General features: G+C 48.8%; 25 protein-coding genes. 23 read left to right on the forward strand and 2 right to left on the reverse strand.

The window, feature by feature from the left end; translation table 11 throughout:
* Positions 1 to 74 precede the first annotated feature (74 nt).
* The 9 genes from miaB to JK154_RS09585 all read left to right on the forward strand — a co-directional run bounded on the left by miaB (position 75) and on the right by JK154_RS09585 (position 9,686).
* Positions 75 to 1,499 carry a tRNA (N6-isopentenyl adenosine(37)-C2)-methylthiotransferase MiaB gene (gene miaB, locus JK154_RS09545; RefSeq protein WP_211992318.1) on the forward strand — a complete coding sequence of 475 codons (1,425 nt, stop codon included), beginning with the start codon at positions 75 to 77 and terminating at the stop codon, positions 1,497 to 1,499.
* 201 nt (positions 1,500 to 1,700) lie between these two features.
* Positions 1,701 to 2,762 carry a PhoH family protein gene (locus tag JK154_RS09550; RefSeq protein WP_211992319.1) on the forward strand — a complete coding sequence of 354 codons (1,062 nt, stop codon included), beginning with the start codon at positions 1,701 to 1,703 and terminating at the stop codon, positions 2,760 to 2,762.
* The gene (ybeY, locus tag JK154_RS09555; protein WP_211992320.1) at positions 2,759 to 3,226 is read left to right on the forward strand and encodes an rRNA maturation RNase YbeY; all 468 of its coding nucleotides are present in this window, start codon (positions 2,759 to 2,761) and stop codon (positions 3,224 to 3,226) included. The genes JK154_RS09550 and ybeY overlap by 4 nt, the downstream gene beginning before the upstream one ends.
* 96 nt (positions 3,227 to 3,322) lie before the next feature.
* Positions 3,323 to 4,201, forward strand: a complete 879-nt coding sequence (gene corC, locus JK154_RS09560; RefSeq protein ID WP_211992321.1) for a CNNM family magnesium/cobalt transport protein CorC — start codon at positions 3,323 to 3,325, stop codon at positions 4,199 to 4,201.
* A gap of 7 nt (positions 4,202 to 4,208) precedes the next feature.
* On the forward strand, positions 4,209 to 5,750 hold the full coding sequence (gene lnt / locus JK154_RS09565; protein ID WP_211992322.1) for an apolipoprotein N-acyltransferase: 1,542 nt from the start codon (positions 4,209 to 4,211) through the stop codon (positions 5,748 to 5,750).
* 581 nt (positions 5,751 to 6,331) lie between these two features.
* Positions 6,332 to 7,255 (forward strand): amino acid ABC transporter substrate-binding protein, encoded by a 924-nt coding sequence (locus JK154_RS09570; RefSeq protein ID WP_211992323.1) that lies wholly within the window; start codon positions 6,332 to 6,334, stop codon positions 7,253 to 7,255.
* 291 nt (positions 7,256 to 7,546) lie between these two features.
* Entirely contained in the window at positions 7,547 to 8,287 is a 741-nt protein-coding gene (locus JK154_RS09575; protein WP_211992324.1) for an amino acid ABC transporter permease, read from the forward strand.
* On the forward strand, positions 8,287 to 8,961 hold the full coding sequence (gene gltK / locus JK154_RS09580) for a glutamate/aspartate ABC transporter permease GltK (protein WP_211992325.1): 675 nt from the start codon (positions 8,287 to 8,289) through the stop codon (positions 8,959 to 8,961). The genes JK154_RS09575 and gltK overlap by 1 nt, the downstream gene beginning before the upstream one ends.
* Positions 8,961 to 9,686, forward strand: a complete 726-nt coding sequence (locus tag JK154_RS09585) for an amino acid ABC transporter ATP-binding protein (RefSeq protein WP_211992326.1) — start codon at positions 8,961 to 8,963, stop codon at positions 9,684 to 9,686. Before gltK ends, JK154_RS09585 begins: the two co-directional genes overlap by 1 nt.
* A gap of 57 nt (positions 9,687 to 9,743) precedes the next feature.
* Here the strand turns inward: JK154_RS09585 and JK154_RS09590 are convergent, their stop codons facing one another.
* Entirely contained in the window at positions 9,744 to 10,226 is a 483-nt protein-coding gene (locus JK154_RS09590) for a zinc ribbon-containing protein (protein ID WP_211992327.1), read from the reverse strand.
* Positions 10,227 to 10,485: 259 nt separating this feature from the next.
* On the opposite strand from JK154_RS09590, the gene leuS reads away from it, so the two are divergent.
* Genes leuS through nadD form a run of 4 tightly spaced genes read left to right on the forward strand, consistent with a single transcriptional unit; the run spans position 10,486 to position 15,377 of the window.
* On the forward strand, positions 10,486 to 13,068 hold the full coding sequence (gene leuS / locus JK154_RS09595) for a leucine--tRNA ligase (protein ID WP_211992328.1): 2,583 nt from the start codon (positions 10,486 to 10,488) through the stop codon (positions 13,066 to 13,068).
* Positions 13,069 to 13,082: 14 nt separating this feature from the next.
* Positions 13,083 to 13,703: an LPS assembly lipoprotein LptE gene (gene lptE / locus JK154_RS09600; protein WP_211992329.1), complete on the forward strand. Its 621-nt coding sequence runs from the start codon at positions 13,083 to 13,085 to the stop codon at positions 13,701 to 13,703.
* Positions 13,700 to 14,731 (forward strand): DNA polymerase III subunit delta, encoded by a 1,032-nt coding sequence (gene holA, locus JK154_RS09605; RefSeq protein WP_211992330.1) that lies wholly within the window; start codon positions 13,700 to 13,702, stop codon positions 14,729 to 14,731. Before lptE ends, holA begins: the two co-directional genes overlap by 4 nt.
* Complete coding sequence (gene nadD / locus JK154_RS09610; protein ID WP_211992331.1) at positions 14,724 to 15,377, forward strand: nicotinate-nucleotide adenylyltransferase; 654 nt, start codon at positions 14,724 to 14,726, stop codon at positions 15,375 to 15,377. The genes holA and nadD overlap by 8 nt, the downstream gene beginning before the upstream one ends.
* Here the strand turns inward: nadD and cobD are convergent.
* Positions 15,349 to 16,443 (reverse strand): threonine-phosphate decarboxylase CobD, encoded by a 1,095-nt coding sequence (gene cobD, locus JK154_RS09615; protein ID WP_211992332.1) that lies wholly within the window; start codon positions 16,441 to 16,443, stop codon positions 15,349 to 15,351. The genes nadD and cobD overlap by 29 nt on opposite strands.
* Positions 16,444 to 16,532: 89 nt before the next feature.
* Between cobD and JK154_RS09620 the strand changes: the two genes are divergently transcribed.
* From JK154_RS09620 to lipA, 10 genes are all read left to right on the forward strand, one after another.
* Complete coding sequence (locus tag JK154_RS09620; RefSeq protein WP_211992333.1) at positions 16,533 to 17,144, forward strand: adenosylcobalamin/alpha-ribazole phosphatase; 612 nt, start codon at positions 16,533 to 16,535, stop codon at positions 17,142 to 17,144.
* Positions 17,145 to 17,598: 454 nt separating this feature from the next.
* Positions 17,599 to 17,916, forward strand: coding sequence for a ribosome silencing factor (gene rsfS, locus JK154_RS09625; protein ID WP_211992334.1), 318 nt, complete (start codon positions 17,599 to 17,601; stop codon positions 17,914 to 17,916).
* A 3-nt stretch (positions 17,917 to 17,919) separates the two neighbouring features.
* Complete coding sequence (gene rlmH, locus JK154_RS09630) at positions 17,920 to 18,390, forward strand: 23S rRNA (pseudouridine(1915)-N(3))-methyltransferase RlmH (RefSeq protein ID WP_211992335.1); 471 nt, start codon at positions 17,920 to 17,922, stop codon at positions 18,388 to 18,390.
* 27 nt (positions 18,391 to 18,417) lie between these two features.
* Complete coding sequence (gene mrdA / locus JK154_RS09635) at positions 18,418 to 20,319, forward strand: peptidoglycan DD-transpeptidase MrdA (RefSeq protein WP_211992336.1); 1,902 nt, start codon at positions 18,418 to 18,420, stop codon at positions 20,317 to 20,319.
* Between the two features lie 2 nt (positions 20,320 to 20,321).
* Positions 20,322 to 21,434: a peptidoglycan glycosyltransferase MrdB gene (gene mrdB, locus JK154_RS09640; RefSeq protein ID WP_211992337.1), complete on the forward strand. Its 1,113-nt coding sequence runs from the start codon at positions 20,322 to 20,324 to the stop codon at positions 21,432 to 21,434.
* Between the two features lie 16 nt (positions 21,435 to 21,450).
* Positions 21,451 to 22,548 carry an endolytic peptidoglycan transglycosylase RlpA gene (rlpA, locus tag JK154_RS09645; RefSeq protein ID WP_211992338.1) on the forward strand — a complete coding sequence of 366 codons (1,098 nt, stop codon included), beginning with the start codon at positions 21,451 to 21,453 and terminating at the stop codon, positions 22,546 to 22,548.
* Positions 22,549 to 22,689: 141 nt separating this feature from the next.
* A complete protein-coding gene (gene dacA / locus JK154_RS09650; RefSeq protein WP_211992339.1) occupies positions 22,690 to 23,901 on the forward strand; it encodes a D-alanyl-D-alanine carboxypeptidase DacA in 1,212 nt (403 codons plus the stop codon).
* Positions 23,902 to 24,007: 106 nt separating this feature from the next.
* Positions 24,008 to 24,271, forward strand: a complete 264-nt coding sequence (ybeD, locus tag JK154_RS09655) for a DUF493 family protein YbeD (RefSeq protein WP_211992340.1) — start codon at positions 24,008 to 24,010, stop codon at positions 24,269 to 24,271.
* A gap of 105 nt (positions 24,272 to 24,376) precedes the next feature.
* Positions 24,377 to 25,042 (forward strand): lipoyl(octanoyl) transferase LipB, encoded by a 666-nt coding sequence (gene lipB, locus JK154_RS09660; protein ID WP_211992341.1) that lies wholly within the window; start codon positions 24,377 to 24,379, stop codon positions 25,040 to 25,042.
* Positions 25,043 to 25,346: 304 nt separating this feature from the next.
* Complete coding sequence (gene lipA / locus JK154_RS09665) at positions 25,347 to 26,312, forward strand: lipoyl synthase (RefSeq protein WP_211992342.1); 966 nt, start codon at positions 25,347 to 25,349, stop codon at positions 26,310 to 26,312.
* Positions 26,313 to 26,317 lie beyond the last annotated feature (5 nt).

Genomic DNA, 26,317 nt, shown 5'->3' on the forward strand with positions numbered 1-26,317 from the left:
GGCTGGTCACATCCGCGTCAAAGCATTACACTATACGGCTTAACTCTTGGCTACACCTGAGCAATGACAAGTCGATGACCCAAAAACTTCATATAAAAACCTGGGGCTGTCAGATGAACGAGTACGATTCATCAAAGATGGCCGATCTCCTGGACAGCACTCACGGCTTTACGCTAACAGAAAATCCAGAAGAGGCTGATGTTCTTCTCCTGAATACGTGTTCTATCCGTGAAAAAGCCCAGGAAAAAGTATTCCACCAACTAGGTCGCTGGCGGCTTATCAAAGCAACCAGACCTGACGTTATCATTGGTGTCGGCGGTTGTGTCGCCTCACAAGAGGGGGCCCATATTCGTCAGCGTGCCAGCTATGTTGACATTATTTTTGGCCCACAGACGCTGCACCGTCTGCCTGAGATGATTAACCAGGTTCGTGGCACCCGTAGCCCCGTGGTGGATGTCAGTTTCCCTGAAATTGAAAAATTTGACCGCCTGCCAGAACCTCGCGCCGAAGGACCAACGGCATTCGTCTCGATTATGGAAGGCTGTAACAAATATTGTACTTACTGTGTGGTGCCTTACACCCGTGGTGAAGAAGTCAGCCGTCCTTGTGACGATATTCTGTTTGAAATCGCACAACTGGCCGCCCAAGGTGTCCGTGAGGTCAATCTGTTAGGTCAAAACGTCAACGCATGGCGTGGCCCATTATTTGATGGTGAACTGGGAAGCTTTGCCGAACTGCTACGCCTGGTCGCGGCAATCGACGGCATTGACCGTATTCGCTTCACCACCAGCCACCCTATTGAGTTCACAGACGATATTATCGAAGTCTATCGGGATACCCCTGAACTGGTAAGCTTCCTGCACTTACCTGTTCAAAGCGGCTCTGATCGTGTCCTGAATATGATGAGCCGTACCCATACCGGGTTGGAATATAAAGCGATCATTCGCAAACTTCGTGCTGCTCGTCCAGACATTCAAGTCAGCTCTGACTTTATTGTCGGTTTCCCTGGGGAAACCCAGCAAGACTTTGAACAAACAATGAAACTTATCGCTGATGTGAATTTTGATATGAGCTACAGCTTTATCTTCTCTGCCCGTCCAGGTACCCCGGCAGCCGATATGGTGGACGATGTTCCGGAAGAAGAGAAAAAACAGCGTCTCTATATTCTTCAGGATCGTATCAGCCAGCAGGCCATGGCCTGGAGCCGTCGCATGTTAGGGACCGTGCAGCGGATATTGGTGGAAGGAACGTCTCGTAAAAGTATCATGGAGCTATCAGGACGTACCGAAAATAACCGTGTGGTTAATTTTGAAGGTACCCCGGATATGGTCGGCAAATTTGTTGATGTAGAAATCACCGAAGTCCGTCCTAACTCTTTGCGCGGTAAGTTAGTACGTACCGAAGAAGAAATGGGCCTACGGATTGTCGAGTCCCCTGCCTCGGTGATTGCCCGAACCCGCAAAGAAAATGAGATTGGGGTTGGGGTTTATCAGCCATAAGCTCAGTAAATGATATCGGGGTAGCAAAAGGCTCCCCCGGTAGTCAATTTTATTGTTTATGCTTGTATTCTGATGTGATAAACCAAATATCTTATTGGATGCCAGTCCTTGCCTGACCGAACAGAGAAGGCATTGTTATCAGGACTGCGGCATAAACCCTATTGTTGACACTCACTGGCCTGAATAATCCAGAGGATAAGTTTGAATATCGAAACGCGTGAAATAACACTAGAGCCCGCAGATAATGCCCGTCTTCTGAGCCTCTGCGGCCCATTTGATGACAACATCAAACAGCTTGAACGCCGCCTGGGCATCGATATCAGCCGCCGTGATAATGTATTTCGCATCACAGGGCGCATCATGACGGTAAATGCTGCCGCAAAAATATTACTGACACTCTACGTGGACACTGCCCCCATGCGTGGCGAAAGCCAGGATATTGATCCCGAGAAAATCCATCTGGCGATTAAAGAGACGGGCGTACTGGAACAAGTCGCTGACAGTGTACCGGATTACGGTAAAGGGATTAATATCAAAACCAAACGGGGTGTCATTAAGCCGCGCACCCCTAACCAGGCTCAGTATATTTCTAATATTCTGACCCATGATATTACATTTGGTATTGGCCCCGCTGGTACGGGTAAAACCTACCTTGCTGTCGCAGCAGCCGTTGACGCTCTTGAGCGTCAGGAAATTCGCCGTATCCTGTTAACCCGCCCGGCAGTTGAAGCAGGTGAAAAACTGGGCTTTCTGCCCGGGGATCTGAGCCAAAAAGTCGATCCTTACTTGCGTCCATTGTATGACGCACTGTTCGAGATGCTCGGCTTTGAACGTGTAGAAAAACTGATCGAACGTAACGTTATTGAAGTGGCACCGCTGGCCTATATGCGTGGCAGAACACTCAATGATGCCTTTATTATTCTCGATGAAAGCCAGAACACCACCAGCGAACAGATGAAGATGTTTCTGACTCGTATTGGATTCAACTCCAAGGCAGTTATTACTGGTGATGCAACGCAAATCGATCTACCACGCAATATTAAGTCAGGTCTGCGCCATGCGATTGACGTGCTGGCTGAAGTTGATGAAATAAGCTTTAATTTTCTCAACAGTGAGGATGTGGTACGTCACCCGGTGGTGGCCCGTATCGTCAATGCCTATGAGGCGTGGGAAAACAGCGAACAGCAGCGTAAAGATGCCCTGGCAGCGGCACGTAAATATGACGCACAAACAAATCATATCACGCCTCGGGAGAGCGAATGAGCGAGGTTATCCTTGACCTACAACTGGCCTGTGAAGACAACACAGGCCTGCCTGAAGAGAGCCAGATCCAGACCTGGCTCAACGCGGTGATTTCACAATTTCAGGAAGAAGCAGAAGTCACGGTACGTCTTGTTGATGAAGCGGAAAGTCATGAGCTAAACCTGACTTATCGGGGTAAAGACAAACCAACCAATGTGCTCTCTTTTCCGTTTGAGGCGCCGCCCGGTATTGAACTGCCCCTGCTGGGTGACTTAATTATTTGCCGCCAGGTGGTTGAACAAGAAGCGCTGGAACAAGAAAAACCCCTAATCGCCCATTGGGCACATATGGTAATACATGGTAGCCTGCATCTTCTGGGCTATGATCATATTGAAGACGATGAAGCAGAAGAGATGGAAGCACTGGAAACAGAGATAATGCTTGCCCTCGGGTATGCGGATCCGTACATTGCCGAAAAAGAGTAATTACTACGATATAGAATTATCGGGTAACACATGCAGGCGGCGGTCAATCTCACCGCCTGTGAGTTTTGACTAACCAGAGGCCTCAAACCTAACGCCATGAGCGACGACAATTCACATAATAGTGATATGCCTGCCACTAAAAAGGGATTTTTTTCCCTGTTCCTGAGTCAACTGTTCCACGGTGAACCCAAAAACCGTGATGATTTGCTGACACTGATCCGTGATTCAGAGCAAAACGCACTCATTGATCAGGATACTCGCGATATGCTCGAAGGGGTTATGGATATTGCTGACCAGCGGGTACGTGACATTATGATCACACGCTCGCAAATCGTGACACTTAAGCTCAATCAGACACTGGATGAATGCATTAATGTGATCACTGAGTCAGCGCACTCCCGTTTTCCTGTTATCAGCGAGGACAAGGATCACATTGAAGGGATTTTAATGGCCAAAGATCTGCTGCCATTTATGCGCAGTGACAGTGAGCCATTCAGTATCGACAAGGTGTTACGCCCGGCTGTTGTGGTGCCTGAGAGTAAGCGTGTTGACCGTATGCTCAAGGAATTTCGTCAGCAACGCTATCATATGGCGATTGTCATTGATGAATTTGGTGGTGTCTCTGGCCTTGTCACGATTGAAGATATTCTCGAGCTTATTGTTGGCGATATAGAAGATGAGTACGATGACGAGGAAGATATCGATTTCCGTCAGTTAAGTCGTCACACATGGACGGCACGTGCCCTTGCATCAATTGAAGACTTTAACAAAGCCTTTGATACTCACTTCAGTGATGAAGAGGTCGACACCATAGGTGGGCTAGTGATGCAAGCCTTTGGTCACCTTCCTGCTCGCGGCGAAACCATTGAAATAGACGGTTACCAGTTTAAAGTCGCCATGGCGGATAGCCGTCGTATTATTCAGGTTCATATCCGTATACCGGATGACTCACCTCAACCGAAACTGGAAAGCTAACTCCTTTATGGGCTACACCCTATACTTACAACGCCAGTCAGTACGTTTACTGCTGGCGCTTTTGTTCGGCGCTTGCGGCACACTGGCCTTCTCCCCTTATGATTTCTGGCCAGCGGCACTTGTCTCCCTGGCAGGGCTACAGGCTCTGACCCTCAACCGCCGGGCAACGCAAAGTGCCTGGATCGGCTTCTTCTGGGGATTAGGGTTATTTGGCAGCGGTGTTAACTGGGTCTACGTCAGTATCGCCCAGTTTGGTGGCATGCCTGGCCCGGTTAACATTTTTCTGGTTATCCTGCTGGCGGCCTACCTCTCACTGTATACCGGATTGTTTGCTGGCCTGCTCAGTCGCCTGTGGCCGAAAACCAGCTGGTGGCGTCTGGCCCTTGCAGCCCCGGCCCTGTGGCAAGTCACCGAGTTTCTGCGCGGCTGGATTTTAACCGGTTTTCCGTGGTTACAATTTGGCTATAGCCAGATAAACGGGCCTCTGAAAGGTCTGGCACCCATTTTTGGTGTGGAAACTATTACACTGCTGCTGATGGTTGTCAGTGGTCTACTGGTTTATGCGCTGAATGTAAAAAGCTGGAAACCGGCGTTGCTTGCAGCAGCCTTATTATTTCTGCCATGGCCACTCAATACACTACAGTGGTTTCAGCCACAAACTGACCGACCACTTAAGGTGGCGCTGGTACAGGGTAATATTCCCCAGGCACTGAAATGGGATGAAACCCAGCTTCTGAATACATTGCGGATCTATTACGGCCTGACAGAACCCCTGTTAGGGAAGTCGCAACTCATCATTTGGCCTGAATCAGCCATCCCGGACCTGGAAATTAACCAGCAACCGTTTCTGAACATGTTGAACCAGCATCTGCTGCAACAGCATAGCTCATTAATAACCGGTATTGTGGATGTCCGTCTGAATCGCCATAACCGCTATGATACCTATAACACGATCATTACTCTCGGTGAGGGTAGCCCCTACAGTTATAACAGTAGCGATCGCTATAATAAAAATCACCTGGTTCCCTTTGGTGAATTTGTCCCGCTGGAGTCAATCCTGCGCCCACTGGCCCCTTTCTTCGATTTACCCATGTCCTCTTTCAGCCGCGGCCCCTATGTTCAGCCCCAGCTTGAAGCGGCAAATGTCAAACTGACACCGGCAATTTGTTACGAAATTATCCTCGGTGAGCAAGTACGTGCTAATTTCCGCCCGGATACGGACTATCTCCTGACCATCTCGAATGATGCCTGGTTTGGTAAATCCATCGGTCCGTGGCAGCACCTGCAAATGGCGCGAATGCGTGCCCTGGAGTTCGGACGTCCTTTACTGCGCAGCACCAATAACGGCATTACCGTTACGGTTGATGCAAAAGGTGAAATAACTAAAATGTTGCCGCAGTTTACGCGAGGAGTGCTGGAAACCACCGTTATCCCCGCACGTGGTTTAACACCTTACGCACGTTTTGGTGATACTCCCCTGTGGCTATTAACACTGGTGTTCGGTATTACCGCGCTGATCATTAGCCTGAAAGTGCGCCCCCGTACCTGATTCCCACCCGACATAATAAAAGTCAGGCTTCATCCTGGCTTTTATTACAGATAAAGAAGGAAAAACGTCGTTTTTCCTTCTTTGCTTTTCACCTATTACAGCAAGAGCCGGCGAACACAATCTTCTGGTTGCTTTACAACCAAACCGCTATACACGAGAACCGCCATCAAATATCACGAATGGGGTAGATTATTCCGTTCTGTGCTCGCCCTCAGGTAAACCTCAGCCCGTATGTTTATTTCTGGCACAAAAGTTGCTTTATTTTAGTATCCACCTCATTTACCGGACAGAATGAAGGAGGATGCAACATAAAAGAGCAAAACAGGGACAACGGTGCACTATAAGTGAACACGATGCACCATTAAGTGGCAAGCATAGCACCGGGTTGATGAAAAGCAGGACAAACACCTTTAAATGATGCGGGTTACATCTCAAAAAAAAACATTAATGCATCAAAATGGTGACATGAAACTAACATCAATGGTAACCATTGAATAATTATTCGACCATTATCCAACACAACAACAAACTGATTAGTTCGGTTTAATCACCGTTTAAGCACACAGATTAAGGAGTTAGACATGCAATTACGTAAACTGACCGCTACTGCTGCATTAGTGCTGGGAATGGGTGCGAGTCTGGGAATTGCTCATGCGGAAGATGCGGCCCCGGCTTCTGGCCAGCAGTCCACCCTGGATAAAATTAATCAAAATGGCGTGATTGTCGTCGGGCACCGCGAGTCTTCAGTTCCGTTTTCCTATTACGATAACCAGCAAAAAGTTGTCGGGTATTCTCAGGACTACTCTAATGCCATTGTTGATGCGGTGAAGAAGAAACTGAATAAGCCTGATTTACAAGTTAAGCTCATTCCTATTACTTCACAAAACCGTATTCCATTACTGCAAAATGGCACTTTCGATTTTGAATGTGGCTCAACCACCAACAACCTTGAGCGTCAAAAACAGGCTGACTTCTCTAATACCATTTTTGTCGTCGGAACCCGTCTGTTAGTGAAGAAAAACGGCCCTATCAAAGACTTTTCTGACCTGAAAGGTAAAGCGGTTGTTGTAACTTCAGGAACGACCTCTGAAGCATTACTCAACAAGCTGAACGATGAGAAGAAAATGGATATGCGCATTATCAGTGCCAAAGATCACGGTGACTCCTTCCGTACCCTGGAAAGTGGTCGTGCGGTCGCCTTTATGATGGATGACGCCCTGCTGGCAGGTGAACGCGCGAAAGCGAAAAAACCAGGTGACTGGGATATCGTTGGGACACCACAGTCTGAAGAAGCCTATGGCTGTATGCTGCGTAAAAATGATCCTGAATTTAAAAAATTGGTCGATGAGACTATTGCCCAGGCACAAACCTCTGGTGAAGCTGAAAAATGGTTTGAAGTCTGGTTCAAACAGCCTATTCCACCAAAAAATTTAAATATGAATTTCGACCTCTCTAAAGAGATGAAAGCGACCTTCAAAGCACCGAATGACAAAGCACTCAACTAGATGAGAAAAACCAGGGCGATGTGATTCGTCTTGTTGATTGAAATATGGAAACCCCCTTCGTTAACGGTAACAGGCCGTTCCCCTGAAACCGTTAACCCTCCTCAATACGCTGACAAAGATCAGATGGGGAGGCTAAGGTTCTAATCAATCATTGAGGGGTGCCTGGCACCCTCTTTGTGTAACAAGGACGTCAGCTGGCTATATTGCAGTCCGTCGAGGTTGATGATTTATCCTGTTCGTCATCGATCTCAGGGTAGCGTCGCTACCCTCTTTTTTATCGCGGAGTATGTTATGTCCATAGACTGGAATTGGGGTATCTTTTTACAGCCCACCCCATTCGGCAACACTACCTATCTGGGCTGGATTTGGAGTGGCTTTCAGGTCACCGTTGCGCTCTCTCTCAGTGCCTGGATTATTGCTTTTTTCGTAGGTTCACTTTTCGGTATCCTGCGTACTGTCCCAAATAAACTCTTGTCGTCAATTGGCACGGTTTATGTCGAGCTGTTCCGTAACGTCCCGTTAATCGTACAGTTTTTCACCTGGTATCTGGTCATCCCTGAGTTATTACCAGAAAGTATTGGCATGTGGTTTAAGGCAGAATTGGATCCCAATATACAATTTTTTGTCTCTTCTATGCTTTGTCTGGGGCTGTTTACTGCTGCCCGTGTCTGTGAGCAAGTCAGGGCTGCCATTCAGTCTCTGCCACGCGGGCAAAAAAATGCAGCGCTGGCAATGGGACTGACACAAACCCAGGCTTATCGCTATGTACTGCTGCCAAATGCTTACCGTGTGATTGTGCCACCGATGACCTCGGAAATGATGAACCTGGTGAAAAACTCCGCCATTGCATCAACCATTGGTTTGATGGATCTGGCAGCCCAGGCCGGTAAGCTTCTTGATTACTCTGCCCACGCCTATGAGTCTTTCACCGCGATAACCCTCGCCTATGTTCTTATTAACGTTGTCATTATGGGTGTTATGTACTTGGTTGAACGGAAAGTTCGTCTGCCTGGCAATATGGGGAGCAAATAATGTCAGAATACGACTGGAGTTCTATCATTCCAACCCTGCCATTCCTGATGCAGGGCATGATCATTACGCTGGAGATAACAGTTACGGCTGTCGTTGTCGGTATCGTCTGGGGGACATTACTGGCCGTCATGCGTTTATCCAGTTTTAAACCTGTCGCCTGGTTTGCTGCTGCTTATGTCAACGTATTCCGCTCAGTCCCCCTGGTCATGGTGCTGCTCTGGTTCTATTTGGTGGTACCCGGATTTTTACAATCAATTCTGGGATTATCCCCCCAACGAGATATTCGGTTAATTTCAGCCATGGTCGCCTTTGCCATGTTTGAAGCCGCTTACTATTCAGAAATTATTCGTGCCGGGATATTAAGTGTTTCACGTGGACAGTCCAATGCAGCCCTGGCGCTGGGGATGACCAAAGCCCAGTCAATGCGACTGGTTATTTTACCGCAGGCCTTCCGGGCCATGGTGCCATTACTGTTAACTCAAGGTATTGTCTTGTTTCAGGATACCTCTCTGGTCTATGTTATCAGTCTGGCGGATTTCTTCCGTACCGCATCAACCATTGGTGAACGTGATGGCACCCAGGTCGAAATGATTCTGTTTGCTGGCTTCGTCTATTTTGTTATTAGTCTTAGCGCCTCTTTGCTGGTCAGCTATTTGAAGAAAAGGACTGTCTAATGATCTCTTTGAAAAATGTATCCAAGTGGTATGGTCACTTTCAGGTGCTCACCGACTGCTCAACAGAAGTAAAAAAAGGCGAAGTGGTCGTCGTTTGCGGTCCGTCTGGTTCCGGTAAATCAACGCTGATTAAAACCGTTAATGGCCTTGAGCCAATACAACAGGGTGAAATCATTTTTAATGGCACCCGAGTGAACGATAAAAAAACCAATCTTGCCAAATTGCGCTCCCACGTCGGCATGGTATTCCAGCACTTTGAACTGTTTCCTCATTTATCCATTATCGAAAATCTGACGCTAGCCCAAGTGAAAGTGCTGAAACGCGATAAGACCCTTTCACGTGAAAAAGGGCTCAAACTCCTGGAGCGTGTAGGGCTGGGTAATCATGCCAATAAATATCCCTCGCAGCTTTCCGGTGGTCAGCAACAGCGTGTGGCTATTGCCCGGGCACTCTGCATGGATCCGGTGGTCATGCTATTTGACGAACCCACCTCGGCACTGGATCCAGAAATGATCAATGAAGTACTGGATGTGATGGTGGAACTGGCCAACGAAGGGATGACTATGATGGTGGTAACTCATGAGATGGGCTTCGCCCGTAAAGTTGCCAATCGTGTTATTTTTATGGATGAAGGGAAAATTATCGAAGACATCGATAAAGATGAATTCTTTAATAATCCACAGTCTGATCGCGCCAAAGACTTCCTGGCTAAAATTCTGCACTAAATTTTACCGTATTTATCACCGCTTAATAATGCGCCCGTAGACGGGCGCATCGTTATTTTAGGGATCAAAAGGTTTACGATGAAAACGATCATGGCCACACTGAGGACAGACGGTTAAAACCTCAGGGGCATAGATTGCGAGACTGAAATGACAGTTATCGCACACCAAATTCCCGAAACCGACCAACTCCCCACTACGATAAACACCCTTGTTTTCGATATCCTGAAATGCTTCCCGCCACTCTATTTGAGTTTTATCAGTGATATCGGCCAGCTCCTGCCACAGGCTTTCTTTTATGACCCGCATAAAAACGCTATCTCCAAACGAATCTGCGTTTTCACTATAGCTGGCGGCAAAGGCTTTAATATCGCGACGAACGGCATTGGTCACCTGGGCGATTTCTTCGGGTGTCAGCTCATGTTTTTCTTCCAGTGACTGGTGCGCTTCTTTTACCAACTTATCAATATCGCGATCGCCACCTTCTATCTTTTTGGTCAGCGACTTCACCAGTTCATGGTATGACTTGGAAACTTTACTCATCTTTTTCTACTCCTTTAAAAAGACCTCATCAGAACAAAGAGGTGACCTGCACCAATAATAGACCTTAACGGGGACACCTTGGTTAAATTCCTTCCTTTAGTCATAAAATACCCGCAAGGAACAAAGTATGAAATGGTTATTCAAACGAGGGAAAGGCTGTTTTGCTGGTGGCGAATCAGCTATGCTATGGGGCTATTAAACCTATATCGTGCAAAGCTACATCCGTAGCTGTCTTTCATAAACAGGACCACTGGCTACCATGCAAGAGCAATATCGCCCGGAAGAGATAGAATCCAACGTCCAGCAACACTGGCAAGAGAAACGTACTTTTGAAGTGACCGAAGACGAAAGCAAAGAGAAGTACTACTGCCTCTCAATGCTACCCTATCCTTCTGGCCGACTACATATGGGCCACGTACGTAATTACACCATCGGTGATGTCGTGGCACGCTACCAGCGTATGCTGGGCAAGAATGTATTACAGCCAATCGGCTGGGATGCATTCGGCTTGCCAGCTGAAGGGGCGGCAGTAAAAAACAATACGGCACCCGCACCATGGACCTATGAAAATATCGACTACATGAAAAACCAGCTGAAAACGCTGGGTTTTGGTTACGACTGGAGCCGTGAACTGGCTACCTGTACCCCAGAATACTACCGCTGGGAACAGCAATTTTTCACTGAGCTGTATAAAAAAGGCCTGGTGTACAAAAAAACATCTGCTGTCAACTGGTGTCCGAATGACCAAACTGTTCTGGCTAATGAACAGGTCATTGACGGGTGCTGCTGGCGCTGTGACACCAAAGTTGAACGTAAAGAGATCCCTCAGTGGTTTATTAAAATCACTGCTTATGCTGACGAACTCCTCAATGACCTGGATACCCTGGACCACTGGCCAGAGCAGGTTAAAACGATGCAGCGTAACTGGATTGGTCGTTCAGAAGGGGTAGAAATTACCTTTGACGTAGAAAACAGTGCAGAAAAACTGAAAGTTTATACGACCCGTCCGGACACCTTTATGGGCGTCACCTATCTGGCGGTTGCTGCAGGGCATCCCCTGGCAAAACTGGCAGCGGAAACACGTCCTGATGTGGCTGCGTTTATCGAAGAGTGTCGTAATACCAAAGTTGCCGAAGCAGATATGGCAACCATGGAGAAAAAAGGCATTGCAACAGGTATTAATGCTATTCACCCACTGACTGGTGAGGCTGTTCCTGTCTGGATTGCTAACTTTGTTCTGATGGAATACGGCACCGGTGCTGTGATGGCTGTTCCAGGCCATGACCAGCGTGACTGGGAATTTGCCACGAAATATCACCTGCCGATTAAGCCCGTTATTTTAAACAATGACGGTAGTGAACCTGATCTGTCCGCTGCGGCAATGACAGAAAAAGGTAAACTGTTTAATTCTGGCGAGTTCAACGGTCTCGACTTCCAGTCCGCATTTGATGCCATTGCCAATAAACTGGCGGATAAAGGCGTTGGTGAACGCAAAGTCAACTACCGCCTGCGCGACTGGGGTGTTTCCCGTCAGCGTTACTGGGGAGCACCAATCCCTATGGTTACGCTGGAAGATGGTACGGTTATGCCCACACCAGAAGACCAGTTACCGGTTATTTTGCCGGAAGATGTCGTTATGGATGGCATAACCAGCCCAATAAAAGCCGATCCTGAATGGGCAAAAACCACCGTTAATGGTCAGCCTGCACTGCGTGAAACGGATACTTTTGACACCTTTATGGAGTCATCCTGGTACTACGCACGCTACACCTGCCCGGATTATGATAAAGGCATGCTCGACCCAAAAGCCGCTAACTACTGGCTGCCTGTCGACATCTATGTTGGTGGTATTGAACATGCCATTATGCATCTGCTTTACTTCCGCTTTTTCCATAAGCTGATGCGTGATGCCGGAATGGTAACGTCTAATGAACCGGCTAAACAGCTGCTGTGCCAGGGTATGGTATTAGCTGATGGCTTCTACTACGTCGGCAACAACGGTGAACGTAACTGGGTCTCCCCAACGGATGCCATTGTTGAGCGGGATGAGAAAGGCCGCATCGTTAAAGCCCGGGATCAGGACGGTCATGAGCTGGTTTATGCCGGCATGAGTAAAATGTCGAAATCGAAGAATAACGGCATTGATCCTCAGGTCATGGTAGAACGTTACGGTGCAGATACCGTGCGCTTGTTTATGATGTTTGCTTCCCCTGCTGATATGACTCTGGAATGGCAAGAGTCCGGTGTTGAAGGCGCTAACCGTTTCCTGAAACGTGTATGGCGACTGGTTTATGAACATACCAGCCGTGGTGCTGCACCAGCGCTGGATATCACCTCATTGAACGATGATCAAAAAGCACTGCGTCGCGATGTACATAAAACGATTGCTAAAGTGACTGATGACATCGGTCGCCGTCAGACATTCAATACCGCCATCGCGGCGATTATGGAACTGATGAATAAGCTGACGCGTGTTGATCAGGATGACGATACCAACCGCGCACTGCTCAACGAAGCACTGTTAGCCGTAGTGCCTATGCTCTATCCATTTACTCCACATGCTAGCTTCGCTATGTGGCAATCTCTGGGTGGAAATGGTGATATCGACAATGCACCATGGCCGCAGGCTGATGAAAAAGCCATGGTGGAAGACTCCCGTCTGGTCGTGGTGCAGATCAACGGAAAAGTCCGCGGTAAAGTAACAGTTCCCGTTGATGCTACGGAACAGCAAGTGCATGAGCGTGCGCTACAGGAACATCTGGTAGCAAAACATCTTGAGGGCGTAACCCTGCGGAAAGTCATTTATATTCCGGGTAAACTGCTCAACTTGGTTGTGGGCTAAGCGCAGGAGGTAACGTGCGACATCCCTTTATCACTTTGCTTGTCACCCTGGCGGTATTAATGACCGCAGGGTGTGGTTTTCATCTGCGTGGTACCACGCAGATCCCGACCGGGCTTAAAACGCTTATCCTCAACTCCAGCGACCCTAACGGGCCGCTGACCAGGGAGATCCGCCAGCAATTACTGTTAAACGGTGTCACTCTTGTTGATGATAAAGCCACGGATACCACAAAAAATATTCCCTCTTTACGTGTTCTGGGCTCCAGCCTGAGTAAAGACACGGCCTCCATCTTCCAGGATGGCCGGACGGCAGAATATCAAATGGTGATGACGGTCAGAGCCCAGGTTCTGATCCCGGGGGCTGATATTTATCCTATCAGTGCAACGACTTATCGATCTTTCTTTGATAACCCGTTAACCGCCCTGGCGAAGGATGCAGAGCAGGAACTTATCATCCAGGAAATGTATACCAACGTCGCCCAACAGCTGATTCGTTCATTACTTTCTGTAGATGCCGCAGAGCAGGAAGCGGACAGAAAAGAGGCGGCTCGCCTCAGCGAGAAGAGTAAATCTGAAGCGGTGACTGCCACCGGTCGGGTTTCGACGAATCTGTCGGCCACGCTCGGTAGCCAATGATTCGGTTGTATCCAGAGCAACTCCGCGCGCAACTCCATGAAGGGCTGCGCGCGGCCTATATTATCACCGGCAATGACCCTCTGTTGCTGCAAGAAAGTCAGGATGCCATTCGTCAGGCAGCCCAACAACAGGGCTTTGAAGAACATCACAGCGTCCAGATTGATGCCAGCACTGACTGGCAGGATCTGTTTGCCCTCTGTCAGGAACAAAGCCTGTTCTCCCGGCGTCAAACCTTGCTGCTCCTGCTCCCCGAAAATGGCCCTAATGCCACCATTAACGCTCAACTGGATACGCTCGTCAGCCTTTTACACGGGGATATTCTGCTCCTGGTTCGTGGAAACAAACTAACCAAAGCTCAGGAAAATGCCCCCTGGTTAACCAGGATTGCTGACCAGTGTGTGCAGGTGAGTTGCCAGACCCCGGAACATAACCATCTGCCACGCTGGGTCGCCCAGCGGGCTAAACAGATGAGTCTGACACTGGATGATCCGGCCAGTCAGCTCCTCTGCTATTGTTATGAGGGTAATTTGCTGGCACTTTCACAAGCACTTGAACGCCTGTCATTGATTTGGCCTGACGGTAAACTCACCCTACCAAGGGTTGAGCAAGCCGTGAACGACGCCGCCCACTTTAGCCCCTTTCACTGGATTGATGCCCTGATGAATGGCAAGAGTAAACGGGCGTTGCATATTCTGCGTCAGCTTCATCTGGAAGCCTGTGAGCCGGTTATTCTCTTGCGTACCCTGCAGCGAGAGCTATTACAGCTGGTACAGCTTAAACGCCAAATGGTGACAGTGCCGCTCCGCACGTTATTTGATCAACAGCGGGTTTGGCAAAACCGCCGTCCGTTATTAACCGAAGCCTTAAACCGCCTGACCTTACCCCAGTTATATCAAGGTGTCAGTCTGTTAGCCCGGATAGAGCTGACACTTAAACAAGACTATGGTCAATCCGTGTGGAATGAGCTGGAAGAAATTTCTCTGCTGATTTGCAACAAAGCACTGCCTGAAATATTTATCCATGACTGAGACAAGACCCACCTTGCAGGCCATTTATGGGGGAACTTTTGACCCTATTCATTACGGCCATCTGAACTCAGTCACCGCACTGGCAGAACAGGTTTCGCTCCACCAGATCATTATTATGCCAAATAATGTTCCCCCCCATCGACCACAGCCTGAAGCCACCAGTGAACAACGTCGAAAGATGGTGGAACTGGCGATTGCGAACAATCCCCTATTCACACTGGATTGCCGCGAACTGAAACGTGCTACCCCTTCCTGGACCGTCGATACGCTGGAGGAAGTTCGTGCTGAAAAAGGTAATCAGCAGCCCCTGGCGTTTATTATCGGCCAGGACTCACTGCTCAGTTTACCCCACTGGCACCGTTGGGAGTCCCTGTTGTCCCTCTGCCATTTGCTGGTCTGTCAGCGTCCAGGTTATCCCCTCACCATGGAAACACCTGAACGACAACAATGGCTGGAAACGCATCGGACGTCATCCGTCGCTTCGCTGCATCAGCAACCTGCAGGATGCATTTTTATCGCCCCCACTCCGCTATATGACATTTCTGCCACCCTCATTCGCCAGCGTCTGGCGGCCGGGCAACCTTGCGATGATTTAGTCCCTGCCCCCGTACTCAATTTTATCCACCAGCAACATCTTTATCGCTAAACACATCCCGTAATGCTGCCAGCAGATGGTTATTATCCGCCTCACTTTTGATTGCCACACGATAATAACGACCATCAAGCCCAGGGTAGTTGGCACAGCTGCGAATAAGAATCTTCCTTTTTAATAGCGCCTGTTGCAAGGCCAGTCCAGGACGCTCACAACGCAAAAAAATATAGTTTGCGGCCGGGGGCCAGACCCGCAAAGCGGTCATAGCCGTAAGCTGTGCAAAAAGGCGACTGCGTTCAGTCTTCAGCCAAGTATGGCTGGCCTCAATATACTGGTGGTCATGAAAAACTCGTTCCCCGGCAAGCGCGGCAAAAGCATTAATGGTCCAGGGTTCGCGACGCTTGCGTATCTGACTCACCGTATCAATATCACGACTCACCAGATAACCCAGTCGTAATCCAGGAATGGCAAAGAATTTAGTCACAGACCGCAAAATGTATAGCTGGGGATAGTGCGACAGCCGCGGAATAAATCCAGGATCAGCGGGAATAAAATCGAGAAAGGCTTCATCAATAATCACAGCGATATTCATGGCGCAACAGCGTGCCACAATCGCATCCAGTAAGTGTCTGTCTGGCATTAGCCCGGTAGGATTATTGGGAGTACAGAGAAACAGACAATCAAGGTCTGGGGTCAGTGCCGCCAGAAACTGTTCGTCAGGCTGCCAGTCTTGTGTTTCACTCAGAGAATATTCGCGTATTTCACACATGACGGCGTCCAGCGCCCGGCGATACTCAGCAAACCCTGGCGTCAACAACAATGCCCGCTTCGGAGCCAGTTGCTTAACCAGATTAAAAATAAGTTCAGTTTCACCGTTTCCTGCCAGTACCCAGTCAGCAGAAACCCCATGATGTCGTGCCAGGGCATCATGAAGATCCTGATAGGCCTCGTCCGGGTAGTGTTCAGCCAGCGACAAATTATCGATAATTGCCTGCTTTAATGAGGCCGGCATTCCCAGTGGATTGATATTAGCGCTGAAGTCGATCAATTCATGAGGCTCTACACCCATTGAAGCGGCTGCTTCACGAATATTACCGCCATGCTGGCTGGTAAATGCCATGGTCTGTCTCCTGCAGAAAATTCATAGTCTGGCTCAGGTGAATGATACACTTTGCCTGTGGGCCACGGACAGAGTGAGAGATAAAACTGATGAAACTTTGGTTAGTCCGTCATGGACAAACACAAGCCAATCTCGACAAGCGTTATAGCGGGCAATCAGAAACGCCGCTGACACCGGTTGGCCTTGATCAGGCCTTAGCGGTGGGGGAAAAGTTGCAGCATCTCTCTTTTGATAAGGTTTTTTGCGGTGAATCAGGCCGGGTGCAGCAGACCACTCAACGAGTACTGCAGCAACGTAAGCTGCCAGTTATCACAACGCCGTTAGTCAATGAAATGTTTTTCGGCGACTGGGAGATGCACAGCGCCCTCGAGTTGACAGAGAAGTACCCGACACAGTACGCCGCCTGGTGTGATGACTGGCAAAACGTGGTCCCACCAGCAGGAGAAAGTTTTACCGCGTTTTATCAACGTATTGCACAATTTATCGCACAGCTTAAGTGTGAGGATAAGCAGGCCAATATTCTGGTTGTCAGCCATCAAGGCGTGCTGAGTCTGCTGATCTGTCAGTTGTTAAAACTCCCTCCGGAGGCCATGTGGAGCTTTGCCATTGAGCAAGGAGCATGGAGCGAGATACAGCTCTATGAAGATTTTGCAGTACTGCAGTGTCTGAATAACCGAGCCCCGGCCTCCCAAGAGATTTAACCCTGCCCAGCCATGGCCCATCCACCCCAGGGATTACTATTTTCAGCGAACACGCCAGAAAAAGAGCGCCCCCCTTTGTAAGCCTGGAGCCCTTACCACCGGTTTCGCCCCTGTTCACAGTATCTGATGCACTTGCCGTGACATCGTTAACAGAAAAAGACGGGGCCTGACGGTAATTCTTCAGTAAAAAATCCAGTGGTCATGGCCTCCGCGAAAAGCAGTCATTGACAGGCTCTGTCAGGCTGTTATGCTCCGCTGCCACTATTTTCTACCCGTATTATGTTGCGACTTTGAAATTGTTTTACAAAAATGGCGATGCAAACTCTGTCTCGCAATGGGATGATATAGCCAAAGGGTGAATTGGTGCCTTTTGGCTGGGTCAGAATAACCAATCTCTACTGTATAATGACGTCGCAACGTATCAAATCAGACTATTACGCTCTCAGGGGGACTCTTGCAGGGTAAAGCATTCCAGGATTTCGTCATCGATAAAATTGATGACCTTAAAGGCCAGGACATCATCGCGATTGATGTCAAAGGTAAATCAAGCATCACCGACTGTATGGTTATTTGTACCGGTACATCTAATCGTCACGTTATGGCTATTGCAGAAAACGTCGTTCAGGCGTCACGCGAAATTGGACTGACACCAATGGGCGTCAAAGGTATTACAGCCTCTGACTGGGTCGTTGTTGACCTCGGCGAAGTCATTGTTCATGTGATGCAAGAAGAAAGCCGTCAGCTGTACGAACTCGAAAAGCTCTGGAGCTAACGCGTGAAGCTGCAACTGGTCGCTGTTGGAACCAAAATGCCTGACTGGGTACAAACCGGATTTACCGAGTATTTACGCCGTTTTCCTAAAGATATGCCATTTGAATTGGTTGAAGTACCCGCGGGGAAACGGGGTAAGAATGCTGATATTAAGCGCATCCTGGAAAAAGAGGGTGAGATGATGCTGGCTGCTGCGGGTAAAGGTAATCGGATTGTCACTCTGGATATCCCCGGGCAACCTTGGGACACACCACAGCTTGCCGTGCAGCTTGAACGCTGGAAACAAGATGGCCGCGATGTGAGTTTATTGATTGGTGGCCCTGAAGGGCTGGCTCCCTGCTGTAAGGCTGCGGCTGAACAGAGCTGGTCTCTTTCTGCACTGACAATGCCTCATCCTCTGGTCAGGGTTCTGGTTGCTGAAAGCTTATATCGAGCCTGGAGCATCACCACTAATCACCCCTACCACCGTGAATAAACCTGTGCAGGTCATATCAGGCGGCCAATGAAATTACAGAACTCTTTTCGCGACTATTCTGCTGAGTCGGCGCTCTTTGTGCGCCGTGCTCTTGTCGCTTTTTTAGGCATTTTACTGCTCACGGGCGTCTTGCTCGTCAATCTTTACCATTTACAAGTTACCCGCTTTAGTGATTACCAGACACGCTCTAATGTTAACCGTATCAAACTGGTTCCCATTACTCCAAGCAGGGGCATTATTTATGACAGAAACGGCACGCCACTAGCAGCGAACCGGACTATCTATCAAATGGAAATGATGCCTGAGAAAGTGGATAACGTACAAGACACCCTGGATGCGCTCCGATCAGTGATAGACCTGACGGACGAAGATATCGCCAACTTCAAAAAAGAACGAGCGCGTTCTCATCGCTTCACCTCGATCCCGGTTAAAAATAACCTGACCGAAGTTCAGGTTGCTCGTTTTGCTGTTAATCAGTACCGCTTTCCTGGGGTTGAAGTCAAAGGCTATAAACGCCGTTTTTATCCCTATGGTTCCGCCCTGACCCATGTTATTGGTTATGTTTCCAAAATTAATGATAAAGACGTTGAACGTCTGAAAAAAGACGAGAAACTGGCCAATTACGCCGCCACTCGGGATATCGGTAAACTTGGGATCGAACGTTACTATGAAGATATTCTTCATGGTCAGACCGGCTACGAAGAGGTTGAGGTCAATAACCGTGGCCGCGTGATCCGTCAGCTTAAAGAAGTGCCGCCGATTGCCGGCAACGATATCTATCTGACTCTGGATCTGAAACTACAAACCTATATTGAAACGTTACTGGAAGGCAGCCGTGCTTCCGTTATCGTTACCGATCCCAATACCGGGGGGATTCTGGCACTGGTCTCCATGCCGAGTTATAACCCTAACCTGTTTGTTGATGGTATCTCCAGCAAGGATTATTCCGGGCTGCTCAATGACCCCGATACCCCTTTGATTAACCGTGCCACCCAGGGGATCTATCCTCCGGCCTCAACAGTAAAACCCTATATTGCCGTGTCAGCACTCAGTGCCGGGGTTATCAACCGTAATACTTCTCTGTTTGATCCTGGCTGGTGGCAGCTTCCTGGTTCTGAAAAACGCTACCGCGACTGGAAAAAGTGGGGCCACGGACGCCTGAACGTCACCAAGTCACTTGAAGAGTCAGCAGATACCTTCTTCTATCAGGTTGCCTATGACTTAGGTATTGACCGTCTCGGGGAATGGATGAACAAATTTGGCTATGGTCATTACACGGGAATTGACCTTGCAGAAGAACGTTCGGGTAATATGCCAACCCGTGAATGGAAGATGAAGCGTTTTAAAAAGCCGTGGTATCAAGGGGATACCATTCCAGTCGGGATTGGTCAGGGATACTGGACAGCAACCCCTATTCAGATGAACAAAGCACTGATGATCCTGATTAATGACGGTATCGTCCATGTGCCACACCTGCTGATGAGCCGGGTTGAAGACGGTAAAAAAATCCCCTGGGTTCAGCCATCAGAAGAACCCGTGGGGGATATTCATTCCGGCTTCTGGGAGATAGCTAAAGATGGTATGTACGGTGTAGCGAATCGAAGTAACGGAACAGCCCATCGCTACTTTACCAACGCCCCCTATAAAGCCGCGGTGAAATCAGGTACCGCTCAAGTATTTGGTTTGAAAGCGAACGAAACCTATAACGCCAGTAAGATTGCCGAGCGTTTACGTGACCATAAAATGATGATCGGCTTCGCCCCCTATGATAAGCCACAGTATGCCGTGACCATTATTCTGGAAAACGGCGGTGTCGGCCCGGCGGTGGGCACAATTATGCGGCAAATTCTCGACCACTTGATGCTCGGGGATAACAATACCGTGCTGCCTGATGCATTACCGGGCGCATCTGCTGTCGAGGACCAATAGACATGACCGAAAATTCAACGAAAAGATCTATCTGGGATAAAGTCCACCTTGATCCCACGTTGCTGGTGACCATTGTCGCCCTGCTGGTCTTCAGTGCGCTGGTAGTATGGAGTGCCAGTGGTCAAGACATGGGGATGATGGAGCGTAAACTGGGGCAAATTGGCATTGGTTTTGTGGTAATGCTGGTCATGGCACAAATTCCCCCCCGGGTCTATGAAGGCTGGGCGCCTTATCTCTACATCATCTGTATTATTTTATTAGTCGCCGTGGATGCTTTTGGTGCGATCTCTAAAGGGGCACAACGCTGGCTCGATTTAGGAATTATTCGTTTTCAGCCATCCGAGATAGCGAAAATTGCCGTGCCATTAATGGTGGCTCGCTTTATTAACCGGGACGTCTGCCCGCCGTCATTGAAAAATACCGGAATTGCGTTAATCCTTATTTTTATGCCCACGCTGCTGGTTGCAGCACAGCCTGACTTGGGAACATCCATATTAGTGGCTTCTTCAGGGCTGTTCGTCTTGTTCCTGTCAGGACTCAGCTGGCGTTTAATCCTTATCGCGGTGCTGCTACTGGCAGCCTTTATTCCGTTACTGTGGTTCTTCCTGATGCATGACTATCAGCGCTCCCGCGTTATGATGTTACTGGATCCAGAAACTGACCCACTTGGCGCGGGATACCATATTATTCAGTCGAAAATTGCGATTGGTTCTGGAGGGTTGCGTGGTAAAGGCTGGCTGCATGGCACTCAGTCACAACTGGAGTTTTTACCCGAACGACATACGGACTTCATCTTTGCGGTACTGGCAGAAGAATTGGGGTTACTGGGGGTAATGGTTCTGCTGGCCCTCTATTTGCTGCTCATTGCACGGGGGCTCTTTATTGCGGCCTACGCCCAGACAACATTTGGCCGTGTCATGGTCGGTGGCCTGATGCTAATTTTATTCGTTTATGTGTTTGTCAATATCGGTATGGTTAGTGGTATCTTACCTGTGGTCGGCGTACCACTCCCTTTAGTCAGTTATGGGGGGTCAGCGTTAATCGTACTGATGGCCGGGTTTGGTATCGTCATGTCGATACATACTCACAGAAAAATGTTATCGAAGAGCGTTTAATTGGATGAGGAGCGCAATGGTTAAGCAATGGCTTGGTGTCTGCATAGCAGCAACATTACTGACGGCATGTTCGTTGAATGACAACGGCCAGCAACCAACAAATCAGGTACCGCCCGTGGCTGTCTGTAATAGCCCGGTGGTAGAAATCACTGGCCAGGAACCACGGTTTGAGCCACTGAATCCTTCGCTGAATCAGGATTACCAGCGTGATGGCCGCCAGTATAACATCGTGAAAAATCCAGCTAACTATAGCGAGACAGGATTTGCGGCCATTTATGATGGTCCCACCGACAGCAATCTGACGGCATCCGGTGAAGAGTTTGATCCGAACGCATTGACTGTTGCACATCCTACATTACCAGTCCCAAGTTATGCTCGTATCACTAACCTGGCAAATGGCCGTATGCTGGTGGTGCGTGTCAATGACAGGGGCCCTTATGGCACCAGAGACCGCGTTGTTGCCCTGTCCCGGGCAGTAGCTGATCGTCTTAATACCTCAAATAATACCAGGGTGCGTATCGACCCGATTATTGTCGCTGCTGACGGTAGCTATTCCGGCCCGGGCATGGCTTGTACCACTATTGCCAAGCAAACCTACGCCCTGCCCGCTCGCCCGGATTTAAACAGCGGCCTGGGGAGCGCGTCTTCTTATCAGGCTCCTGCTCCCCAACAGGACGTAATGGCTATCAATAATGCATCTTTGCAGAGTGAAGACCCCATGGGGGCTCCTGTCAAAAGCAGCGGTTTTTTAGGGGCTCCAACGCCTATGCCTGCGGGTATTCTTGAGCAGCCTGAAGCACCAGCACAGCCAGCAGCAGTGGACACCACCCCCCCTGTTACCAGCACACCTGTACCACAACGAACCGCGCCATCCCAGGCTCACGGGCAGTATGTCGTGCAAGTGGGCGCCGTGAGTGATAGTACTCGCGCCCAGCAATGGCTTAAGAAACTGAGCCAGCAGTTTGCTACTCAAGGAGCGGTTTCGCAAAATGGTGCGATTTACCGCGTGCAGTTAGGCCCGTTCAGTCAGCGCAGTGAGGCTATTGCCCTACAACAACGCTTACTATCCGAAGCTCAACAGCAATCTTTCATTACCAATGCGCCTGCACACTAGTCATTTGCTGGCATTTGTCGCTATGTAAGGTTTTGTAAGCTCTATTAACAAACTCGCAAGCAAAGTCAGATGCCAGCAAAAAATGCTTTTGTTATAGTGAGGCACTTTTTTAATCCCATCACGGATGCCGTTGTTTTAATCATGACTACAGATTTCCCTACTCGTTTTGTGAAACGTATTGCGTTCACCATGTTACTGGCGTTTTCATCTGCCGCGACTGTTCAGGCTGATGATCTTAATCTTAAAACAATGATTCCTGGCGTCCCGCAAATTGATGCAGAATCCTATATTCTGATTGATGCTAATTCAGGAAAAGTACTGGCAGAGTCCAATGCTGATGCCCGCCGCGATCCGGCCAGCCTGACCAAAATGATGACCAGCTATGTCATTGGCCAGGCAATGAAAGCAGGTAAATTTGATGAGAATACCGTCGTCACCGTAAACCAGGATGCCTGGGCTACAGGTAACCCGGTCTTTAAAGGTTCCTCATTAATGTTCCTGCAACCCGGCATGCAGGTTCCGGTCAGTAAACTGATTCGTGGTATTAACTTACAGTCTGGTAATGATGCTTGTGTGGCGATGGCAGATTTCGTTGCCGGCAGTCAGGATGCCTTTGTCAGCCTGATGAATGGCTATGCCAATGCATTAGGATTGAAAAACACCCATTTCAAAACAGTACATGGCCTGGATGCTGATGGGCAGTTCAGCTCTGCGCGGGATATGGCCCTGATTGGCCAGGCTCTGATCCGCGACGTGCCCAACGAGTACGCAATCTATAAAGAAAAAGAATTTACCTTCAACAATATCCGTCAGACGAACCGCAATGGTTTGCTTTGGGATACCAGCCTTAATGTTGATGGTATCAAAACGGGTCATACCAATGCCGCGGGCTATAACCTGGTCGCATCAGCAACAGAAGGGGACATGCGTCTGATTTCTGTGGTGATGGGCGGGCGTACATATAAAGGTCGTGAATCTGAAAGTAAGAAGCTACTGACCTGGGGTTTTCGTTTCTTTGAAACAGTTTCACCACTAAAAGCGGGTAAAGAGTTTGCTTCTGAGCCGGTCTGGTTTGGTAAAAGCGATCGTGCGGCTTTAGGGGTTGATAAAGACGTTTATCTGACGATCCCACGTGGTCGTATGAAAGACCTGAAAGCCAGCTATGTACTGAATTCCCCTGAGTTACATGCCCCGTTACAGAAAGACCAGGTCGTTGGTACAATTAATTTCCAGCTGGATGGCAAAACTATTGAACAACGTCCATTGGTGGTTCTGCAGGAGATGCCTGAAGGTGGTTTCTTTGGTCGTATCATCGACTATATTAAGCTGACACTGCATCACTGGTTCGGTTAATCGCCACTGGCTTGAAAACCGGAAATTCATCACCATATATCTAGTAACAAAGCCACTCCTGCTTCGGCAGGAGTGATTATTTATAGAGCCCTAGGCCGGAGCGACCATGAAAACCAAACTGAACGAATTACTGGAATTTCCAACATCCTTTACTTATAAAGTCATGGGTCTTGCGCAACCAGAGCTGGTGGACTTGGTGGTTGAAGTTGTCCAGCGTCATGCCCCTGGCGACTATACCCCTGAAGTGAAGCCTAGCAGCAAGGGGAACTATCATTCAGTTTCTGTGACTATCAATGCGACTCATATTGAGCAGGTTGAGACACTGTATGAAGAGCTGGGTAAAATCGACATTGTTCGTATGGTTCTGTAACCTGGCGATCCCGGCATAATGCCGGGATCGATTTAACCGCTATTTTTGCTTTTGCCGGCGCTGAGATATACTCCCTCTCACCTTTTGTTTTCCGGGGACGCTGTTTTGTCTCAAGATACCCTTCTTATTCGTGATCTGGGTCTGATGCCTTATGAACCCGTCTCTAAGGCAATGCATGACTTTACCAATCATCGTGGCACCGACACGCCTGACGAAATTTGGTTAGTAGAACACCCGTCTGTATTTACTCAAGGGCAGGCAGGTAAAGCTGAACATATTCTACAGAGCGGTGATATTCCCGTCGTACAAAGCGATCGTGGTGGGCAGGTGACCTATCATGGCCCCGGCCAGCAGGTCGTCTATTTGTTACTTAATCTGAAGCGACGCAAACTGGGAGTACGGGAGCTCGTCACGATACTGGAACAAACCGTCGTGAATACACTGGCTGAATTTTCTATCGCCGCCTACCCTCGCCCTGAGGCTCCAGGTGTTTATGTCGGGGGGAAAAAAATCTGTTCACTGGGATTACGTATTCGCAAAGGGTGCTCTTTTCACGGCCTGGCACTCAACATTAACATGGACTTGTTGCCTTTCTTACGCATCAATCCCTGTGGCTATGCCGGCATGGAAATGACACAGGTGAGCGACTTTGTGCCACAGATAACCCTGGCGGATATCCAGCCAGTCCTGATGGCTAACCTCATAGCATTGCTGGGCCACACGCCTTATCTCTACTCAGGGTCTGATCTTCCCGTGCTGGATAAAAAATAGCGACGTCATCACATCCCGTTTACGCGCCATCTGTCATCATCTGAAAAGTGGCGCGTGCATAAATCTGCCCCCGCCCTATTTGCCTGTTCGTATGTGTCATAAGATGCCCTGGACTGTGTCAAATCGCAGACATCGTTCAACATTTAATTTACAATTCTTTCTACATTAACTGTCACGGCTTACTGATTCTCTCCTGCGCTGATGATATACTCGCAGGTATGCATTAAAAAATAATTGATATTTGCAACACTCGCTTGAATTCAATAAGCCTGACTTGAGTATCCGCAACGGGAACCCGCAGCGCATGAGCAAACCTATTGTGATGGAACGTGGTGTAAAATACCGCGACGCCGATAAAATGGCCCTGATCCCGGTTAAAAACTTGGTGACAGAACGCCAGGACATATTAAGAAAACCGGAATGGATGAGGATCAAGTTACCCTCTGATTCCACTCGTATTCAAGGCATCAAAGCGGCTATGCGTAAGAATGGCCTGCATTCTGTATGCGAAGAAGCATCCTGTCCAAACCTTGCGGAATGCTTTAACCACGGAACAGCCACGTTTATGATCCTCGGGGCTATCTGTACTCGCCGCTGCCCATTCTGCGATGTGGCACACGGCCGCCCCGTTGTTCCTGACGCAAATGAACCTGCAAAACTGGCACAAACCATCGCCGACATGGCGTTACGTTATGTGGTTATCACCTCTGTTGACCGGGATGACTTGCGTGATGGCGGTGCACAGCATTTTGCTGATTGTATCCGTGAAATTCGTGCCAAAAGTCCGGCAATCAAAATTGAAACACTGGTTCCTGACTTCCGTGGTCGTATGGATAAAGCCCTGGATATTCTCACAGCCACCCCTCCAGATGTCTTTAACCATAACCTGGAAAATGTGCCGCGTGTATATCGCCAGGTGCGCCCAGGAGCTGACTACAACTGGTCTCTTAAGTTACTGGAACGTTTTAAAGAAGCGCATCCCCATATTCCGACCAAGTCTGGTCTGATGGTTGGCCTGGGTGAAACCAATGCTGAAATTATCGACGTCATGCGTGATTTACGCCGCCATGGCGTGACAATGTTAACCCTGGGGCAATATCTGCAACCTAGCCGTCATCACTTACCCGTGCAACGCTATGTCAGCCCGGATGAGTTTGAAGAGATGAAAGAAGAAGCCATGGCTATGGGCTTTACCCATGCAGCCTGTGGGCCTTTTGTACGTTCTTCTTACCATGCAGATTTACAAGCCAAAGGTATGGAAGTTAAATAATCAGT

Origin of the sequence: Citrobacter sp. JGM124, assembly GCF_018257795.1 — a bacterium.
GTDB lineage: Bacteria > Pseudomonadota > Gammaproteobacteria > Enterobacterales > Enterobacteriaceae > JGM124.

Excerpts from the sequence above, each read along its gene's own strand:
- miaB (WP_211992318.1), top strand. The coding sequence starts at position 75 with ATGACCCAAAAACTTCATATAAAAACCTGGGGCTGTCAGATGAACGAG.
- ybeY (WP_211992320.1), top strand. The coding sequence starts at position 2,759 with ATGAGCGAGGTTATCCTTGACCTACAACTGGCCTGTGAAGACAACACA.
- corC (WP_211992321.1), top strand. The coding sequence starts at position 3,323 with ATGAGCGACGACAATTCACATAATAGTGATATGCCTGCCACTAAAAAG.
- lnt (WP_211992322.1), top strand. The coding sequence starts at position 4,209 with ATGGGCTACACCCTATACTTACAACGCCAGTCAGTACGTTTACTGCTG.
- JK154_RS09570 (WP_211992323.1), top strand. The coding sequence starts at position 6,332 with ATGCAATTACGTAAACTGACCGCTACTGCTGCATTAGTGCTGGGAATG.
- JK154_RS09575 (WP_211992324.1), top strand. The coding sequence starts at position 7,547 with ATGTCCATAGACTGGAATTGGGGTATCTTTTTACAGCCCACCCCATTC.
- gltK (WP_211992325.1), top strand. The coding sequence starts at position 8,287 with ATGTCAGAATACGACTGGAGTTCTATCATTCCAACCCTGCCATTCCTG.
- JK154_RS09585 (WP_211992326.1), top strand. The coding sequence starts at position 8,961 with ATGATCTCTTTGAAAAATGTATCCAAGTGGTATGGTCACTTTCAGGTG.
- JK154_RS09590 (WP_211992327.1), bottom strand. The coding sequence starts at position 10,226 with ATGAGTAAAGTTTCCAAGTCATACCATGAACTGGTGAAGTCGCTGACC.
- leuS (WP_211992328.1), top strand. The coding sequence starts at position 10,486 with ATGCAAGAGCAATATCGCCCGGAAGAGATAGAATCCAACGTCCAGCAA.
- holA (WP_211992330.1), top strand. The coding sequence starts at position 13,700 with ATGATTCGGTTGTATCCAGAGCAACTCCGCGCGCAACTCCATGAAGGG.
- nadD (WP_211992331.1), top strand. The coding sequence starts at position 14,724 with ATGACTGAGACAAGACCCACCTTGCAGGCCATTTATGGGGGAACTTTT.
- cobD (WP_211992332.1), bottom strand. The coding sequence starts at position 16,443 with ATGGCATTTACCAGCCAGCATGGCGGTAATATTCGTGAAGCAGCCGCT.
- JK154_RS09620 (WP_211992333.1), top strand. The coding sequence starts at position 16,533 with ATGAAACTTTGGTTAGTCCGTCATGGACAAACACAAGCCAATCTCGAC.
- mrdA (WP_211992336.1), top strand. The coding sequence starts at position 18,418 with ATGAAATTACAGAACTCTTTTCGCGACTATTCTGCTGAGTCGGCGCTC.
- mrdB (WP_211992337.1), top strand. The coding sequence starts at position 20,322 with ATGACCGAAAATTCAACGAAAAGATCTATCTGGGATAAAGTCCACCTT.
- rlpA (WP_211992338.1), top strand. The coding sequence starts at position 21,451 with ATGGTTAAGCAATGGCTTGGTGTCTGCATAGCAGCAACATTACTGACG.
- dacA (WP_211992339.1), top strand. The coding sequence starts at position 22,690 with ATGACTACAGATTTCCCTACTCGTTTTGTGAAACGTATTGCGTTCACC.
- ybeD (WP_211992340.1), top strand. The coding sequence starts at position 24,008 with ATGAAAACCAAACTGAACGAATTACTGGAATTTCCAACATCCTTTACT.
- lipA (WP_211992342.1), top strand. The coding sequence starts at position 25,347 with ATGAGCAAACCTATTGTGATGGAACGTGGTGTAAAATACCGCGACGCC.